23 protein-coding genes are annotated in these 14,233 nt (G+C 58.2%); 20 read left to right on the top strand and 3 right to left on the bottom strand.

Features of this window, described 5'->3' with window-relative positions:
* Window positions 1–59: 59 nt before the first annotated feature.
* The 20 genes from AB4Y32_RS16150 to AB4Y32_RS16055 all read left to right on the top strand — a co-directional run bounded on the left by AB4Y32_RS16150 (window position 60) and on the right by AB4Y32_RS16055 (window position 13,295).
* Entirely contained in the window at window positions 60–956 is an 897-nt protein-coding gene (locus AB4Y32_RS16150; protein ID WP_368722290.1) for a replication protein, read from the top strand.
* A complete protein-coding gene (locus tag AB4Y32_RS16145) occupies window positions 875–2,734 on the top strand; it encodes a toprim domain-containing protein (RefSeq protein ID WP_368722289.1) in 1,860 nt (619 codons plus the stop codon). The genes AB4Y32_RS16150 and AB4Y32_RS16145 overlap by 82 nt, the downstream gene beginning before the upstream one ends.
* Window positions 2,731–3,084: a hypothetical protein gene (locus AB4Y32_RS16140; RefSeq protein WP_368722288.1), complete on the top strand. Its 354-nt coding sequence runs from the start codon at window positions 2,731–2,733 to the stop codon at window positions 3,082–3,084. The genes AB4Y32_RS16145 and AB4Y32_RS16140 overlap by 4 nt, the downstream gene beginning before the upstream one ends.
* Window positions 3,085–3,335: 251 nt before the next feature.
* Entirely contained in the window at window positions 3,336–4,604 is a 1,269-nt protein-coding gene (locus tag AB4Y32_RS16135) for a site-specific DNA-methyltransferase (protein ID WP_368722287.1), read from the top strand.
* A complete protein-coding gene (locus AB4Y32_RS16130; RefSeq protein WP_368722286.1) occupies window positions 4,601–5,092 on the top strand; it encodes a hypothetical protein in 492 nt (163 codons plus the stop codon). The genes AB4Y32_RS16135 and AB4Y32_RS16130 overlap by 4 nt, the downstream gene beginning before the upstream one ends.
* Window positions 5,092–5,664 (top strand): hypothetical protein, encoded by a 573-nt coding sequence (locus AB4Y32_RS16125; RefSeq protein ID WP_368722285.1) that lies wholly within the window; start codon window positions 5,092–5,094, stop codon window positions 5,662–5,664. Before AB4Y32_RS16130 ends, AB4Y32_RS16125 begins: the two co-directional genes overlap by 1 nt.
* Window positions 5,661–5,900, top strand: coding sequence for a hypothetical protein (locus tag AB4Y32_RS16120; protein ID WP_368722284.1), 240 nt, complete (start codon window positions 5,661–5,663; stop codon window positions 5,898–5,900). The genes AB4Y32_RS16125 and AB4Y32_RS16120 overlap by 4 nt, the downstream gene beginning before the upstream one ends.
* A complete protein-coding gene (locus AB4Y32_RS16115; protein ID WP_368722283.1) occupies window positions 5,890–6,120 on the top strand; it encodes a hypothetical protein in 231 nt (76 codons plus the stop codon). The genes AB4Y32_RS16120 and AB4Y32_RS16115 overlap by 11 nt, the downstream gene beginning before the upstream one ends.
* On the top strand, window positions 6,117–6,350 hold the full coding sequence (locus AB4Y32_RS16110) for a hypothetical protein (RefSeq protein ID WP_368722282.1): 234 nt from the start codon (window positions 6,117–6,119) through the stop codon (window positions 6,348–6,350). The genes AB4Y32_RS16115 and AB4Y32_RS16110 overlap by 4 nt, the downstream gene beginning before the upstream one ends.
* A 178-nt stretch (window positions 6,351–6,528) precedes the next feature.
* The gene (locus tag AB4Y32_RS16105) at window positions 6,529–6,873 is read left to right on the top strand and encodes a hypothetical protein (protein ID WP_368722281.1); all 345 of its coding nucleotides are present in this window, start codon (window positions 6,529–6,531) and stop codon (window positions 6,871–6,873) included.
* Entirely contained in the window at window positions 6,870–7,118 is a 249-nt protein-coding gene (locus AB4Y32_RS16100) for a hypothetical protein (RefSeq protein ID WP_368722280.1), read from the top strand. Before AB4Y32_RS16105 ends, AB4Y32_RS16100 begins: the two co-directional genes overlap by 4 nt.
* The gene (locus tag AB4Y32_RS16095) at window positions 7,115–7,732 is read left to right on the top strand and encodes a recombination protein NinG (RefSeq protein WP_368722279.1); all 618 of its coding nucleotides are present in this window, start codon (window positions 7,115–7,117) and stop codon (window positions 7,730–7,732) included. The genes AB4Y32_RS16100 and AB4Y32_RS16095 overlap by 4 nt, the downstream gene beginning before the upstream one ends.
* Entirely contained in the window at window positions 7,729–8,490 is a 762-nt protein-coding gene (locus AB4Y32_RS16090; RefSeq protein ID WP_368722278.1) for a DNA cytosine methyltransferase, read from the top strand. Before AB4Y32_RS16095 ends, AB4Y32_RS16090 begins: the two co-directional genes overlap by 4 nt.
* A 220-nt stretch (window positions 8,491–8,710) precedes the next feature.
* Window positions 8,711–9,088 carry a hypothetical protein gene (locus tag AB4Y32_RS16085; protein ID WP_368722277.1) on the top strand — a complete coding sequence of 126 codons (378 nt, stop codon included), beginning with the start codon at window positions 8,711–8,713 and terminating at the stop codon, window positions 9,086–9,088.
* Complete coding sequence (locus AB4Y32_RS16080) at window positions 9,088–9,282, top strand: hypothetical protein (protein WP_368722276.1); 195 nt, start codon at window positions 9,088–9,090, stop codon at window positions 9,280–9,282. Before AB4Y32_RS16085 ends, AB4Y32_RS16080 begins: the two co-directional genes overlap by 1 nt.
* Window positions 9,279–9,542, top strand: a complete 264-nt coding sequence (locus AB4Y32_RS16075; protein WP_368722275.1) for a hypothetical protein — start codon at window positions 9,279–9,281, stop codon at window positions 9,540–9,542. Before AB4Y32_RS16080 ends, AB4Y32_RS16075 begins: the two co-directional genes overlap by 4 nt.
* A 90-nt stretch (window positions 9,543–9,632) precedes the next feature.
* Window positions 9,633–10,145, top strand: a complete 513-nt coding sequence (locus AB4Y32_RS16070; protein ID WP_368722274.1) for a hypothetical protein — start codon at window positions 9,633–9,635, stop codon at window positions 10,143–10,145.
* Window positions 10,142–10,423 carry a hypothetical protein gene (locus tag AB4Y32_RS16065; RefSeq protein WP_368722273.1) on the top strand — a complete coding sequence of 94 codons (282 nt, stop codon included), beginning with the start codon at window positions 10,142–10,144 and terminating at the stop codon, window positions 10,421–10,423. The genes AB4Y32_RS16070 and AB4Y32_RS16065 overlap by 4 nt, the downstream gene beginning before the upstream one ends.
* Window positions 10,420–10,686: a hypothetical protein gene (locus AB4Y32_RS16060; protein WP_368722272.1), complete on the top strand. Its 267-nt coding sequence runs from the start codon at window positions 10,420–10,422 to the stop codon at window positions 10,684–10,686. The genes AB4Y32_RS16065 and AB4Y32_RS16060 overlap by 4 nt, the downstream gene beginning before the upstream one ends.
* Before the next feature lie 1,394 nt (window positions 10,687–12,080).
* On the top strand, window positions 12,081–13,295 hold the full coding sequence (locus AB4Y32_RS16055; protein WP_368722271.1) for a hypothetical protein: 1,215 nt from the start codon (window positions 12,081–12,083) through the stop codon (window positions 13,293–13,295).
* A 161-nt stretch (window positions 13,296–13,456) separates the two neighbouring features.
* Here the strand turns inward: AB4Y32_RS16055 and AB4Y32_RS16050 are convergent, their stop codons facing one another.
* The 3 genes from AB4Y32_RS16050 to AB4Y32_RS16040 form a co-directional block, all read right to left on the bottom strand.
* Window positions 13,457–13,675 carry a hypothetical protein gene (locus AB4Y32_RS16050; protein WP_368722270.1) on the bottom strand — a complete coding sequence of 73 codons (219 nt, stop codon included), beginning with the start codon at window positions 13,673–13,675 and terminating at the stop codon, window positions 13,457–13,459.
* Window positions 13,676–13,710: 35 nt separating this feature from the next.
* Window positions 13,711–13,851 (bottom strand): hypothetical protein, encoded by a 141-nt coding sequence (locus AB4Y32_RS16045; protein ID WP_368722269.1) that lies wholly within the window; start codon window positions 13,849–13,851, stop codon window positions 13,711–13,713.
* Window positions 13,852–13,964: 113 nt separating this feature from the next.
* Entirely contained in the window at window positions 13,965–14,159 is a 195-nt protein-coding gene (locus AB4Y32_RS16040) for a hypothetical protein (protein ID WP_368722268.1), read from the bottom strand.
* Window positions 14,160–14,233: the final 74 nt, after the last annotated feature.

Raw genomic sequence — 14,233 nt, 5'->3', positions numbered from 1 at the left:
CAGGTGCATCTGCTCTGCAGATCGCTCGTGCGAATGATTCGAGGGAAATAGGCTTACGTGTGCAAGAAGAAACTCCGCAACTCGAAGACGGATTCACCAGAATCGCGAACGAACTATTCGAAGCGATCTTGGGGTTCGGCTTCACCCAGCGGCAGCTTCTTGTTTTGCTGACAGTACTGAGAAAGACCTACGGCTACGGGAAAAAAGAGGACGACATGTCGGCGGGGCAGATCGGGCAAATGTGCGGCGTCAAGCGCAATCATGTCACGGAAGTGATAGGCCAACTCGCGGCCATGAACGTAATCAATCGTCGTGCTGGAGTCTACGGATCTGTGCTCGGCATCAACAAGAATCATCGCCGCTGGGTAGTCCCAAATCGGGACACCCTGTCCCAAATAGGGACTACCACATCTAGCGTAGAGGGTATTGATTTGTCTACTACCAATAGTAGTCCTGAATTGGGACTAGTCCCGAATCGGGACGCAGATAGTCCCGAATTGGGACAGGTCGATAGTCCCAAATCGGGACACACAAAAGAAAACCTTCCAAAAGAAAACCAACAAAAGGAGCGCGCGCAAAAAAATCCGGAATTCGAAGAAGCGTGGAAGCTGTATCCGGAGCGCGATGGGGGTGATTCGAAGGCGAAGGCGCTGAAGGCTTGGAATGCACGCATTCGTGAAGGCGTGAATCCCGCCGAAATTATCGCCGGCCTGAAACGCTACATCGCGCATCTCGAAAAGAAAGGCGATATCGGCACGCAGTACGTGAAGCAGGCCGCGACCTTCTTTGGACCGGACGGCCACTACGCGGAAGCGTGGGGCCAAAAGATCGCCTCAGACGCTGATTGGTGGGTGAAGGCCGGTTTCCAGAAGGAATGGCAGGCGACGAACGCCGGCTGCACGCAGACCAACGCAAGATTTTTCAGAGACGGCAAGAGAATCGAGGGCAAACAGTGAACGCGGGCGAACTTTCGAAACTGATGGCTGAGAATGCGGCGGCAATCGCTGAGCATCTTTTTCCGCAAGGCAAGAAGCAAGGCGGAGAATGGTGCGTCGGCTCTGTCGGTGGCGAGGCCGGCAAGTCGATGAAGATCCGTCTGACCGGCGCGAAGCGTGGCGTATGGGCCGACTTCTCGACCGGCGCATCAGGCGACATGCTGGAGCTTTGGTGCCAATGCCGCGCTCTGTCGGTGGCCGACGCGATGCGCGAGGCGAAGCAGTTCCTTGGCGTTCGAGATGAAATGCTGGCACGTGAGGCGCCCAGCTACAAGCGGCCGGCGAAGATGAAGCGCCTGGCTCCGCAAAGCGCACTCGGCGAATGGTTCTCGAAGCGTGGCATTACGGCGGCGACGCTCGAAGCGTTCAGAATCGGCGAGCAGGACCGCAATGGCGTTACCTACGCCGTGTTTCCGTATGTCCGCGACGCCGAACTGATCAACGCCAAGTATCGCAACATCGCGGACAAGAAGGACATGCGCCAGGAAGGCGGCGCTGAGCCATGCCTGTTCGGCTGGCATCTGATCGACCCGAAGAAGCGCGGCATCGCCATTACCGAAGGCGAGATAGACGCCATGAGCCTGTATCAGGTCGGCATCCCTGCCCTGTCCGTAAATGCCGGCGCAGGCAATCACCAATGGATCGACAACGACTGGACGCGCCTTGAGCGTTTCAGCGAGATCTACCTTTGCTACGACAACGACGAACCGGGCCAGAAAGGCGCTAAGGAAGTCGCTAACCGGCTCGGGCTGGATCGCTGCAAGGTTGTCACATTCCCGACGAAGGATGCAAACGATTTTCTGTTGACCGGCGCGAAGCAGGACGATTTCAAGAAGTACTTCGCCCAAGCCAAGACGTTCGATCCCGACGAACTACGCTCGCTTGCCGATTTCTGGCCCGGCGTCAAAGCGCTGTTCTATCCGTCGCATGACGAAGAGTCGATTCCGACGCTCACGTTCTGCGGCGTTGCACAGATGTGGTTTGAGTTCCGCTATGGCGAACTGACGGTCTGGACGGGCTATAACGGTCACGGCAAGTCACTGCTGCTGAATCAGGTGCTCGTCGAGCTGATGGATCAAGGTGAGCGCGTCTGCGTGTTCTCCGGAGAGATGACGCCCGAACGCCAAGGTAAGCGCATGGCGAAGCAACTCGGCGGGTTGGACCGTCCGACACCTCAGTATCTCGACGCGATGGGCGCATGGCTGCGTGATCGCGCGTGGATCTTTGATCTGGTCGGCACGGCTTCGATTGACCGCCTGATTACGGTCTTCACATACGCATTCAAGCGCTATGGCATCCGTCACTTCGTGATCGACAGTTTGATGATGACGGACGTTCCAGAGGACGGCGCAGGCGCCATGAGCGCGCAGAAAGAGGCAATGCGGAAACTTGCCGGCTTCGCTCGCGGAATGAATGTGCATGTCCATCTAGTGGCTCACCCGCGCAAGGGCCAAGACGAGAAGCGTTCGCCCGGAAAGATGGACGTCGCCGGCAGCTCGAAGATTACCGACGCCGCAGACAACGTGTTCTCCGTCTGGTCGGCTCAGAAAGAGGATGGCGATCCTGAAGTTGACAAACCGGACGCCTATCTGACCTTGTGGAAGGCCCGCAACGGCGAGACGCAACACCGGGTGCTAGCGCTGTTCTTCAACAAGGAGTGCATGCAGTTCAGCACGCACGACTCGCGCCGGCCACATATCTACGTTCCATTCAAACAATCCATTGGAGAAGCAGCATGAGCAAAGCATCAGAAGCACTGGACGCACTTCGTCAAGCCGGCATGAAGATCCGCACGCCTTCCGAGGCTTTGGACCGCCTGCGCGAGTGCATGAAAGATGAAGACCCGGTTGTTGACGATGAGGATCTGACGACGCCGGCCATCCATTACACCTACGAGGAATTCCCGGTTCGCTCGATCAAGGTAATGGAAATGAACTTCGGTCACGTCAAATTGGAACTGGTCGACGTCGAGAAAAACGAGGAAGAGATCGAGGCAACGATTCGAATGTTGGTTGAAGCCATTTGCATGCTGCGCGAGGAAATCGGCGAGATCCGGTTGCAGCAGTTTCGCGACGACTGCCCCTTCTGATGATCCACGACCCCGCAAGACTCCGCGAAGTCGCAGAGGAAATATCCCAATGGGATCTAGCCAAACGAAGACTCTATCTGCGGCAACTGGAAGAGGCTCAGGGGGTGGAGGCGGCGGAGCAGGTTAAACGGGCTTTGACGGAATTGTGGGCTGAACGGGACAAGTAAGGGGAAGGACGAATGGACGGAATGAGAACGGGGATGGCGGTGAGGAGTACTGAAAACCGTTTTGCGCTGCACCACGGGGATTGCATGGACGTGCTCAAGACGATCGCGGATGAATCCGTCGATTCGATCGTCTGTGACCCGCCTTATCACCTGACTCAGGTTTCGCGCGGCGGACACGCCCGCACGAACAACCCGGAAATGCCGCATGGCCGCCATCGGATCGGCGACAAGGGTTTTATGGGAAAGGTCTGGGACGGCGGAGATATCGCGCACCGCGTCGAGATGTGGGCCGAATGCCTGCGAGTACTCAAGCCGGGCGGTCACTTGTTGGCTTTCGCCGCGACTCGCACTTATCACCGCATGACTTGTGCGATCGAGGACGCTGGTTTCGAGATCCGCGACATGGTGCCGTGGCACTACGGCAGCGGCTTCCCGAAGTCGAAGAATCTCGACGGCCAATGGGACGGCTGGGGTACCGCACTCAAGCCAGCCACGGAGCCAATCTGCATGGCCCGCAAGCCGCTCATCGGAACGGTCGCTGAGAACGTCGCAGCGTACGGTACCGGCGCGATCAACATCGATGCTTGTCGCGTTCACGCGGACGACGCGATCGGCGGCGAATACACCGTGAAGAGGTTCGCGCCTGGTGCGTCCGTCGTCAAGGACGGCAACTGGAAACAGGATGTCGAGTTTCGCGGCGAGATGAAAGCCGGTCGCTGGCCTGCCAACGTTATCCATGATGGTTCGCCAGAAGTACTCGACGCATTTCCCGATGCTCCCGGCCAGCTCGCCGATGTGAGCTATCAGGGCGACGCACGCAAGACGCAAAACGTCTACGGTGCGATGAATCGCGGACACGAACCGAGCCGCGATCGCACGTACGCCGACAACGGCGGCACCAACTTCGCCATGAAGCCTGGCGCGCGTCGGCTCGACACTGGCTCTGCAGCCCGATTCTTCTACTGCGCTAAAGCGTCCCGCGCCGACCGAAACGAAGGAATCGGCGGCAGCGACGCGCCCGCAGTGGAGACGAAAGCAACCATGCGCGATCGCGAGACGGCGGATTGGCAAGAGCGCAACGGCAACTTCCATCCGACCGTCAAGCCGACTGACTTGATGGCCTACCTGTGCCGTCTGGTGACGCCGCCCGGCGGTACCGTGCTCGACCCATTCATGGGATCGGGTAGCACGGGCAAGGCAGCGATGCGTGAGGGATTCCGGTTCATCGGGATCGACATGACGCCCGAGTACGTCGAGATCGCCAAGGCCCGCATTCAATTCGAAGCCGATCGCGTCGAGCAGACGCGAATCGACGCAAGCCGTCAATCAGATTTGTTCTCGGAGGTGGCATGAGCCGCAACAAAAAACCCCGCAAGCGTTACAACCCGCAATCCCGCGCCGGTCACGTCAAGCTCCGCGCGCAGCCGTGGAAGATTCACGCCGTCTTTGAGCCCGTCGAGGCGATTCTCGACGAGATTGAATCGAGCGGCATGGTGAGCGTGACCGAAGAAGGCAAGCCGATCTTCAGCGAACTGGCGCACAACGATGTGTATGAGTTCGTGCCGTCGCTCTGCGGGTTGATAGACGCCTTCGACCTGCATGCAGAGCGCAACGGCCTGCCCATCGTCACCAACCCGCTCAAGACCGTATGCGTGAAGTTGGATAAGGGCGAAATGCTCGACCAGTACGACTTGGCCGGTGCCCGCCATTCGATCACGGCGCTTAAGAAGCAATCCGGCGACATGGAAGCGGACTACGCCTATCGCCTGATTCGCGACATTCAGATCAAGTTTGAACTCGAAGCGCGCCAAGAGCGCGAGCAACTGAGAGAGGCCGCCTAATGTTCACAAGAGTTTGGATCGAAGAAGAGGACGAACGCCTCAAGCGCGTATGGGGCGAGAAAGGATCGCTGAAGATCCTTGCTGCCAAGCATTTCCCCGGCAGGACAGGAAAGGGGATTGCGGATCGCGCGAGGCGCATTGGGCTTCCCACGAAGCGCGGAAATCTCGGGCATGGGCAAGTCTCCTATTGCGCCATGCAGATGAGAAAAGCCATTGAAGAAAATGGCCCTCTCACATGCTACGAACTTGAAAGTGCTGCGGGCGTAAAGATGGCGCGGGCTCAAGAAATCGTTAGGGAGTGGCTGGAAAATGGTGAATGTCATGTTGTCGATTGGCGTCGCCGCAGTAGCGACGGGCAATGGTCGGCTGCTTATGCGCTCGGCAATGGAGAGAACATTCCGAAGCCCGCGCGAAAGTCGATCGCGTCGGTTAAGCGGGATTGGTACGCACGTCGCCACGGCAAAAAACGCACGCCGAACCCCTTCGCCGCCGCTGCCGGTCTCGTGACAATCCCGCAAGGCCAGCAAGGGCGTGTCATTAACAACTGTTGGGATGACCAGGAGGCCGCATGAAAACCGAACCCAAAGAGCCAAGCAGCCTTCTTATCGCGATTACTCACCGCGAGATGCTCTCGTGGATGGCCGATGCTGGCGTGTTCTGTTCTGTCGACAAGTTCACGCGCATTTTGCAGGAAGCACAACGTCGCGCCCTCGCCGACCAGGCAAAGCGTGAGGAGGCGATGGATCAATTGGTCGCGCTGTCGGAGGAAATGGGCGGTTATGACCTGGAGCCGACGAATGGTCAATGACGTGCGAATCATCGACGGTGAGTGGGTGCAGCTCACAGACTGGTATCCAGGCGACATGAAGCCGGTTCGCGTCGGGACCTATGAAAGCAGAATTTTCGACGGTGGCTGGGACTATTTCTGGATGGTCTGGTTTGACGGCCGCCACTGGCGCGACAAATACGGCATGACGCTGATTGATCAAAACATAACGTGGCGCGGACTCGCGGAGAGCAACGAATGATTGACCAAATAGCAATAGGCTTGTGCGGGGTCACAGCCGTTTTCCTGTCGCAAGACAAGCGCGAGTCGGTTCGTCGCTTTGCCTGCCTGTTCGGCATGGTATCGCAGCCGTTCTGGTTCTGGACAACGTGGCACGCGAAGCAATACGGCATCTTCGCACTTTGCATCCTGTACGCGTTCTCGTGGGTGCGTGGGTTCTATGTGCATTGGATCAAGCGGGAGGCCGCATGAAGATCATCCAACGCGGAACGCCGCCGCGCGAGCGGGAATGGAAGTTCAAGTGCACGCACTGCCGCACCATATTCGAATGCATGCAGAGCGAAGGCCACTTCGTTTCGGATCAGCGCGATGGTGACTCGCTGAGCATCCCATGCCCGGTTTGCAGTGAGACCTGCTACGGGAGCCTCAAATGACTGACGAAGGTGAAATCAGAATCTTCGACGCGTTGAACTGGATTCGGGATAACGCGCCCGCCTACGCAAAGGCGAAGGCCGATCGCATCTACTTGGAGGAGTTTCGCAAGTCGAAGAAGGCTCTGCTGATGCGCAAGGCGGAATCTGCTGGCCACAAGGCGGCAGTGGCGCAGGAAAGAGAAGCCTACGCCGACGAGGACTATCAGCAGCACCTGGTGGCGCTCAGCGCAGCAGTCGAGGAAGAAGAGCGCTTGAGGTGGCTGATGGTGGCGGCGCAAGCGCGGATTGAGGCGTGGCGTAGCCTGGAATCGTCGCGACGCGTGGAGGCTAAGACGCTATGACGCCCATCGAACTATTGCGCGCCGAAGGCAACGTGAGCATCGACGAACGCGATGAGGTCTGCGGCTACTGGCGAGACAACCTGATCTGGGTAGAGCTTGAGCCGATGGGCGATTGGTATATCCGCGTCATAGCGCCGGATGGTTGCTACATCTATGACGGATGGTGGGCCGAAAGCGGCATCGAGTCGGCAGATGATGCCGTTGCGGAAGCATTCGATGGCGCGTGCTTGTTGGAGGGCGAATGATCCGCACCTCTCTGCCCGTCAAGAAAGCGCTCAAGCCCAAACGCTGCCGCCATTGCGGGAACAGTTTCACGCCGATCAGTAGCATGTCGCGGGCCTGCAGCGTTCCTTGCGCAATAGCCCTAACCGAGACCGCCAAGGCAAAGCAAGCGGCCAAGGTGAAGCGCCAGGAGAAGAGGTCGATTCGGGAGGCGCTTGAAAAGACGAAGACGCGCGGGGCGCATCTGAAGGAATTGCAGGATGCCGTGAACGCTTATGTGCGACTGCGGGATGCGAAAGACGGATGCATTTCGTGTGATCGACCGGCGACTTGGCAAGGGCAGTGGCACGCATCGCATTTCCTGTCAGTCGGCTCGCACCCCGGCTTGCGGTTCAACCTGCTCAATATCCACAAGGCGTGCTCCATCTGCAACAAGTGGAAGTCAGGTAATTACGCCGGCTACAAGCCGAAGTTGGAGAAAAAGATCGGCGCCGATCAGGTCGCATGGCTGGAGGGACCAGCCGGAAACGAGCCGCTGAAGATCACTGTGGCGGAGATCAAGGAAATGAAGGCGCTCTTCCGGGCGAAGGTCCGGGAGCTTAAGAAGGCGTTAGAAGAAGAAATGGAGGCCGCTTGACCGCCTACTACAACGAAATCGACCCGTACGCCGCCCAGTGGCTACGGAACCTGATAGCAGCCGGTCACATTGCCGCCGGCGACATAGACGAACGGAGTATTGAGGATGTCCGACCTGATGACTTGCGAGGCTATAGCCAATGTCACTTCTTTGCAGGGATTGGGCTCTGGTCGTACGCACTTCGACTGGCCGGTTGGGACGACGCTCGACCTGTTTGGACGGGATCATGCCCATGCCAACCATTCAGTGACGCGGGGCGCGGGCTCGGATTTGCCGACGATCGCCACCTTTGGCCGGTCTGGTGCAATCTCATCCGCGAGTGTCGCCCTGCAATCGTCTTTGGCGAACAGGTTGCATCAAAGGCTGCTCGGGCGTGGATCGACCTTGTATTCGCTGACATGGAAGGAATGGACTACGCCTGCGGGGCGGCAATTCTGCCAGTCGCAAGCGTCGGCGGCCCACAGGAAAGAGACCGGCTTTGGTGGGTGGCAGACGCCGACCACGCGCGACGGCAAGGGAGAGTCGGGAAAGGGGAATCGGATCAGGCGCGGGAAGAACGGCCGGCTCCACGTGGCGAACTTGTGCGATCAATGCGTGGACCTTGGCCGCCGGGACCTGGTCAAGTCAACGACATTCCGGTACTGGTTGATGGGAGTTCCGGTCGAGTGGGACGACTGCGCGCCATCGGGAACGCGATCAGTCCGGAAGTCGCAGCAGCGTTCATAGAGGCGTCAATGGAAACTTTGGAGGCAGCATGACGAGGACAGAATGGTATCCGGCAACAATAAAACCGGTGCGTATCGGTGTGTATGAGTTCCGCTATAAGGGCGACTCTCTCGTGCTCAAGACAAGGTTCAATGGTGAGTTCCAGATTAGGCAGCGCACGGCCTTGGGCGATTGGAAGTGGACGTCTTTCGCGTGCATGCTAAATCTTCGTCCGGAAAACTATGAATGGCGCGGACTAACGGAGAAGGCGACATGATCGATTTAGACGCATTGGAAGCCCGAGCGAATGAGGTTAGCGTGGATTGTCCGCGCGTACGTGATTGGCATAGGTATTGTGAGGCAACCGCGCCGGCCGCCATCCTCGAACTCGTCGCAGAGGTGCGGAGGCTGCGGGAGGAAAACGCGAGGCACGAGCGCAGCAGTCTGATGCTGGCAAACATCATGCATAACAACACGGTCGCAATGCAGGCAGCCTGGATCGAATGGCAGCACGGCGAAGGCGCTGACGGTGCGATGGAATGGATTGAGAATACGCTCGCCGGTCCGGGGCTGATCCCCGAGGATGACGAGCCGCACGCAACCGAGGCACAAGCCTATTTCGACGCCAACTTTAGCCAGCGGAGCCTCTAATGCCAGTCCTGATCGCAACAATCATCGCGATTGCGTTGAAACTCGCGGGCGTTCCGTTCCTCGCGGCGTTGCCGTGGTGGGTCATCACCCTTCCACTTTGGCTTGGCGTAGCGATGTTCCTGATGGCGGCAACCGGAATGCTGATCGGCGGGTTGGTCTGCATCCTGTTCGTTACCTGGCTGGAGCGCAAATGAGCAACTTCCTCTTATTCGCAGCCGGCTTTCTCCTCGGCGCAAGTGCATTCGGCATGCTGGCGATTCTGATGATTGCGCACCGCCCGCCCAGCATCACCAAGGCCTCCCGCAAGCCAGTAGACGTCCAGTACACGCATCGTCAGTATCGCGATGCAGAGGGGCGGAGGGAGGATCGTCTGCCAAGGGTTCAGCCGCTAGATGAAGCAGGAGTCGGCGGCATCCGCTACGAGTTCATGGGCGTAGGTAACGAAGACGTCTGAAAGTGTCGTCCTCACGCGCGTCTATCACACCTACGCCGTGAGGACTACTGAAATTTGCTGTATACTCATAGAGTCAATCATGCGGGGTTCATGATGTTCAAAGACAAGTACGCAAGTGATGTCAGAAGCTCTAATCTCGCGTGGAATGATCGCGAGGTGAAGGCAATTGATCGACTGACGGCAATGGGGCTTTCGGACCAACTGGGCGCTGCCCTGTTCCGCTTCAAGTATGGATCGGATGCTGCGGCGGGAAAACGTGCTTTGCATCTGTTGGCGCACAAAATGACATGCAATCACGGTTTCGTGGATACATACGCGCGGAAGCTGGCGACGGCATGCATCAAAGAATTCGTGCTGGACAACTGCGTTCCGTGCAATGGTGCTGGCCTGATCCTGAATGGCGCGCGTTACGACAAGTGCCCGAAGTGCGATGGCTCGGGAGTCAAGCGGTACAGCGACACCGAGCGCGCCCTTGCTGCCGGGCTGACGATCGAATCATGGTCGAAGCACCAGAAGAACTTCGACCGCACCATGACGTGCATGATGGCGTCCGTGGCGGCGACGGGCGGGAAAGTTAGCGCGCTGATGAGGGATGCGGCATGAGCGATCAAATCCGCCAACTCGAAAAAGACCGCGATTACTGGAAGCGCGTTGCGGCCTACTTGGCTTCATGCCACGCCGCGACGCTCAGTTATGACGGCTCTCTCAAGAGTACATCGAAGGCTCGCCGCGAGCGCTTCGAGAGCATCGTTGAGAAGGCGCGGGACATGATGGACGGCAAGGACTGGCGCGCTGGCGGCTCTTATGCGCTTGCCACGCCGGAAAACGCGATCAAGCATTGCGACTCGGCGCTCTCGCAATTCTCGAAGGAGGCGAAATGACCATCCATCGCATAGTCTGCGCCGCTAACCGCAAGCGCTTCACTGGCGAAGTCGTGCTTGGCATTCGCCATTGGGATGCATTCATGACGAACGCGCTGGACACAGAAGGCGATCCGGTCGACCAGGGATTCATCGACAACCATGGGAACTTTCATACACGCGAAGGCGCGTGGTTAATTGCTGTATCGGCGAATCAGATCATTCGCCGCGTCGGCGGTGACGACAAGAACGGCGGAACGCTGTATTCCGAGAACCTGTATTGACCAGTAAACAACAAAATATAGAAAATAGTTGTTGCAATAATCTAAATCTTGTGTTCTACTATTCGCACTCTGTTGGATTGCCGGCGCTCTGTGTTGGACCGCTGAACAGTGGGGCCGAAAGGCTCACATCCCAAATGACGATGGGTAAACTCGTCTCCGAAATTCCCCAAGCCCTGCCAGGTGAAAGCCTCGCGGGGCTTTTTGTTTTCCGCTCGCTATGGCCCTGCCTCAATACCAATACCGCGATCCGATGCGCGTGCTGGAGGAGAAGCAATCCCGCGAGCAGCGAGAATCCCGCCGAGTCGGCGAGGCGCTAGGTAAGCGCTGGTCGTCGGCCAGAGAAGCGGCGGAGGCGCTCTTTGATTTCCCTCCGCGTCCGAATCTCGGGCGTGACTCCTCGCAGTAAGCCCCGCCGTGGCGCAATGCCGCTCTGCCGGGAGAGCAACCCCGGACGAATTCCTTGAGGTAACGAAATGGGCTTGAATCCGATAACTGCGTTCATGCTCTGGCTAGGCACCTGGCATCTTGAGGCTAGCCGGTATTGGATAGATATGGCGGACGCGCTGGAGCCGGAAGAGTGATGTTCCGCATGCGATACATTAGGCCGCGCCCCTAACTTAACGCTTTAAATACAGAGCATTAGGTCGGTTTTGTACGATTTCTGATGGCTGTTCGGGAAAAGCGAACACGGCCAGGAAATCGTACAAGGCGCTCTGAGGCGTGCTGACTGAGAGAACCGCTCCAATGGCCTATCGGCATGGAGGAGCAGACGTCAAGCTCAGTTAGCACGACCTGAGAGCGTCACGCGACGGTCGGCGTCGCAGAGTACATCCGGGCGCCTCACCTGTAATAACGCTGTTCCCCTGCGCGCGATTGGGCGGTGTCCCGGCGCGTATTGGGTGATCGGCACAAATCGGCTGCAAGATCAGGCAGACGCTGGAATCCGTCACCAGCCCCTTCAATGGAGCGCGCAGTACTGGACTGGTGAGTGGCGCGAACTCGCATGCCAGTCCGTTCCATTGAAGGTGAAATTGAGCGACGCGCCGGGCGATGGCCCTCTTCGGATCACGCGGTCAGCGACAAAGTAGCCTCACCCATTCTCCTCGCCCAGCCTCCCCTTGCTGGGTTCGCCGCTGAGTGCGGCGCTTTTCATTCGAGATTCCCGATGGCAGCTCGCAAGCCGAAAGTCACGGTATCCGCTGAGCGCACGGAGATATGCAAGAACTGTCGTCACGCATCGGTAAAGCGCGGCGAAGAAATCCAGTGCCGAAGGTTTCCGCCTCAGTTCGTGTACGACCCCTCAAGTGGTTGCACGGCTGTCACGCATCCGATTGTCGACGCCGATCATTGGTGCGGAGAGTTTGGCGCATATCTAAATTCGTAAAGGGGAAACTGTGGATATTCGCGAGTTAAAGAAAGCCGTCAAGGAACACGGAAGTGTCCGTGCTGCTGCTCGCGAACTGGGCATGCCCGAATCCACACTCCGCGGCAAACTGAAAATTCCCCTGTCGGAGAACGAGCGGAAATTCCGCGACGACTGGACGGCGGAAGACTGTATCGCCGAGCTTCAGCGCATTGCGAAGCTGGACGAAGACAAGGTTATCAGCCGGAACTACTTCCGTGTGCACTCGGACATTTCCGAATCCACGTGGTCAAAACACTTTGGCACGTTCCTTGAGTTCAAACGCCAAGCTGGAATCATCCTGTCGCGCCATGCGCACCAGCTAGAGCGTCACATTGCCAAGCACGCCAGCAAAGACGCGCAGCGGCAGATGAACATTGAGAAATCTGGATGGGAGGATGCGTACCTGCGCCCGTCTTCGAGGCGCTTCCAAACGGTTCTGGTGGCGTCAGACATCCACGACATCGAGTGCGATCCGTTTTGGCGTCGCTGCTTCATCGATACGGCGAAGCGGGTGCAGCCTGAGAAGGTTGTCATCAACGGCGATGCGCTGGACCTGCCTGAGTTCGGCAAGTACGGCGTCGACCCGCGCGAATGGAATGTGGTCGGCCGCATCAAGTGGCTACATGAGTTCCTTGGCGACATCCGCAGTGCCTGCCCCGATACGGAGATTGTCTACATCGAGGGCAACCACGAAGCGCGCCTGATTCGCCACCTTGGCGAGGCAACGCCTGCCCTGAAGGTTGTACTGTCGGACTTGCACGGCTTCACGGTGCCGAAACTGCTTGGTCTTGACGCCTATCAGGTGAATTACATCGCGCGCATGGATCTGGCGGCGTTCAGCGAGAGGGACCTTAAAAAGGAGCTATCCAAGAACTACCACATCATGTACGACTGCCTGATGGCGCATCACTTCCCTGAAGGGAGGGAGATGGGCTATCCGGGCTTTTCGGGCCACCATCACAAGCACATCGTCTGGCCGTTCTACTCGCCCACCTTCGGGTCGACGGAATGGCATCAGCTTGGCTGCGGCCACGCCAGAGCCGCGACGTACTGTGCGGGCGAGAAGTGGGCGCTGGGCTTCATGCTGTGCCATGTGGACACGCAGAAGAAGCACACACAGTTCGAATACGTCGAGTTGCGGGACTTCGCGATGATCGGCGGCAGGTTCTACGAACGCGCGGAAAGCGAATTGTTGGCCGCTTAACCGGCACACCATCCCCCATACATACTGATTGAAGGGGGGTGGATAGAGATGACGGACGACGAATTCAGCCGCGCCTGTGAGCGCAGCAGAGAGTTTGACGCGCTGATCTGGGGGATTGTCTGGTGCATCCCGATTGGACTTGTCTTGTTGGCGGCTAGCCTCTAGCTCGGTCGCTTCCACTCCAGCCGCATGATCTCAGCGGCGCGCGCCAGATCCTGAAGCGCGTATTGCTCCGCATAGGTCATCGTGACGGCGACAGTCTTTCCGTCGACCTCGCGCGAGCCAGCCAGCAGGTAGCGCAAGCGCCTCTCGCTGATTCCGATGGTGCAAGCAATCCAGTACTGCGACTTGTCGATGCGCTTGACGAGTTCGCGGACCATATCAGGCGTGGGCGTGTGTTCGTTGGCGTTTGGCGTCATAGCTTCCGATAGATGATGGCTTCAGGATACGAGTTACGAAGGCAGCGCAAAGCGCTTTCGACGTCTCGCGGCTTGGTTGAATCGACGGTGATGGTGCAGACCAGTTGACCGTTGAGGAAGGCGCCGAAGGTGATCATGATCAGAACTTCCAGAACAGCGCAACGAAGCACGCAATCATGCCAACGGTGTTGATGACGACGGCTCCGATACCCACGTAGGTTGCGATTTTCGCGATCATGGCAGGCTCCGATTAATAACCGAGCCAGTCACGAGCAGCGCGCATGCTGTTCTCGATCACGGTCCAGTACGGGCCGTAGAGTTCGCAGGCTGCATCAGGGAAGCCATCGCCAGCATATTGCTCCTCGCAGATCAGATTGCCATTGGGCAGCATTTCCACGCTGACGGCGTGTTGACGGATGAATGCGCAGACAGGGGCTTGGCTCATTTCGTTTCTCCGGGTTCGCCTTCCACGTTGTGTGGCGGCATGAGTGGATCTTAGGCTCGGCACACCGTGCCGTC

It is taken from the genome of Paraburkholderia phymatum, from assembly GCF_040965635.1.
Classification (GTDB): Bacteria; Pseudomonadota; Gammaproteobacteria; order Burkholderiales; family Burkholderiaceae; genus Paraburkholderia; species Paraburkholderia phymatum_B.
Note: the sequence above shows the minus strand (reverse complement) of the source record. Positions and strands in the feature narration are given on the sequence as shown.

Excerpts from the sequence above, each read along its gene's own strand:
- AB4Y32_RS16145 (WP_368722289.1), top strand. The coding sequence starts at position 875 with ATGGCAGGCGACGAACGCCGGCTGCACGCAGACCAACGCAAGATTTTT.
- AB4Y32_RS16140 (WP_368722288.1), top strand. The coding sequence starts at position 2,731 with ATGAGCAAAGCATCAGAAGCACTGGACGCACTTCGTCAAGCCGGCATG.
- AB4Y32_RS16135 (WP_368722287.1), top strand. The coding sequence starts at position 3,336 with ATGGACGTGCTCAAGACGATCGCGGATGAATCCGTCGATTCGATCGTC.
- AB4Y32_RS16130 (WP_368722286.1), top strand. The coding sequence starts at position 4,601 with ATGAGCCGCAACAAAAAACCCCGCAAGCGTTACAACCCGCAATCCCGC.
- AB4Y32_RS16125 (WP_368722285.1), top strand. The coding sequence starts at position 5,092 with ATGTTCACAAGAGTTTGGATCGAAGAAGAGGACGAACGCCTCAAGCGC.
- AB4Y32_RS16120 (WP_368722284.1), top strand. The coding sequence starts at position 5,661 with ATGAAAACCGAACCCAAAGAGCCAAGCAGCCTTCTTATCGCGATTACT.
- AB4Y32_RS16115 (WP_368722283.1), top strand. The coding sequence starts at position 5,890 with ATGGTCAATGACGTGCGAATCATCGACGGTGAGTGGGTGCAGCTCACA.
- AB4Y32_RS16110 (WP_368722282.1), top strand. The coding sequence starts at position 6,117 with ATGATTGACCAAATAGCAATAGGCTTGTGCGGGGTCACAGCCGTTTTC.
- AB4Y32_RS16105 (WP_368722281.1), top strand. The coding sequence starts at position 6,529 with ATGACTGACGAAGGTGAAATCAGAATCTTCGACGCGTTGAACTGGATT.
- AB4Y32_RS16100 (WP_368722280.1), top strand. The coding sequence starts at position 6,870 with ATGACGCCCATCGAACTATTGCGCGCCGAAGGCAACGTGAGCATCGAC.
- AB4Y32_RS16095 (WP_368722279.1), top strand. The coding sequence starts at position 7,115 with ATGATCCGCACCTCTCTGCCCGTCAAGAAAGCGCTCAAGCCCAAACGC.
- AB4Y32_RS16085 (WP_368722277.1), top strand. The coding sequence starts at position 8,711 with ATGATCGATTTAGACGCATTGGAAGCCCGAGCGAATGAGGTTAGCGTG.
- AB4Y32_RS16080 (WP_368722276.1), top strand. The coding sequence starts at position 9,088 with ATGCCAGTCCTGATCGCAACAATCATCGCGATTGCGTTGAAACTCGCG.
- AB4Y32_RS16075 (WP_368722275.1), top strand. The coding sequence starts at position 9,279 with ATGAGCAACTTCCTCTTATTCGCAGCCGGCTTTCTCCTCGGCGCAAGT.
- AB4Y32_RS16070 (WP_368722274.1), top strand. The coding sequence starts at position 9,633 with ATGATGTTCAAAGACAAGTACGCAAGTGATGTCAGAAGCTCTAATCTC.
- AB4Y32_RS16065 (WP_368722273.1), top strand. The coding sequence starts at position 10,142 with ATGAGCGATCAAATCCGCCAACTCGAAAAAGACCGCGATTACTGGAAG.
- AB4Y32_RS16060 (WP_368722272.1), top strand. The coding sequence starts at position 10,420 with ATGACCATCCATCGCATAGTCTGCGCCGCTAACCGCAAGCGCTTCACT.
- AB4Y32_RS16050 (WP_368722270.1), bottom strand. The coding sequence starts at position 13,675 with ATGGTCCGCGAACTCGTCAAGCGCATCGACAAGTCGCAGTACTGGATT.
- AB4Y32_RS16045 (WP_368722269.1), bottom strand. The coding sequence starts at position 13,851 with ATGATCACCTTCGGCGCCTTCCTCAACGGTCAACTGGTCTGCACCATC.
- AB4Y32_RS16040 (WP_368722268.1), bottom strand. The coding sequence starts at position 14,159 with ATGAGCCAAGCCCCTGTCTGCGCATTCATCCGTCAACACGCCGTCAGC.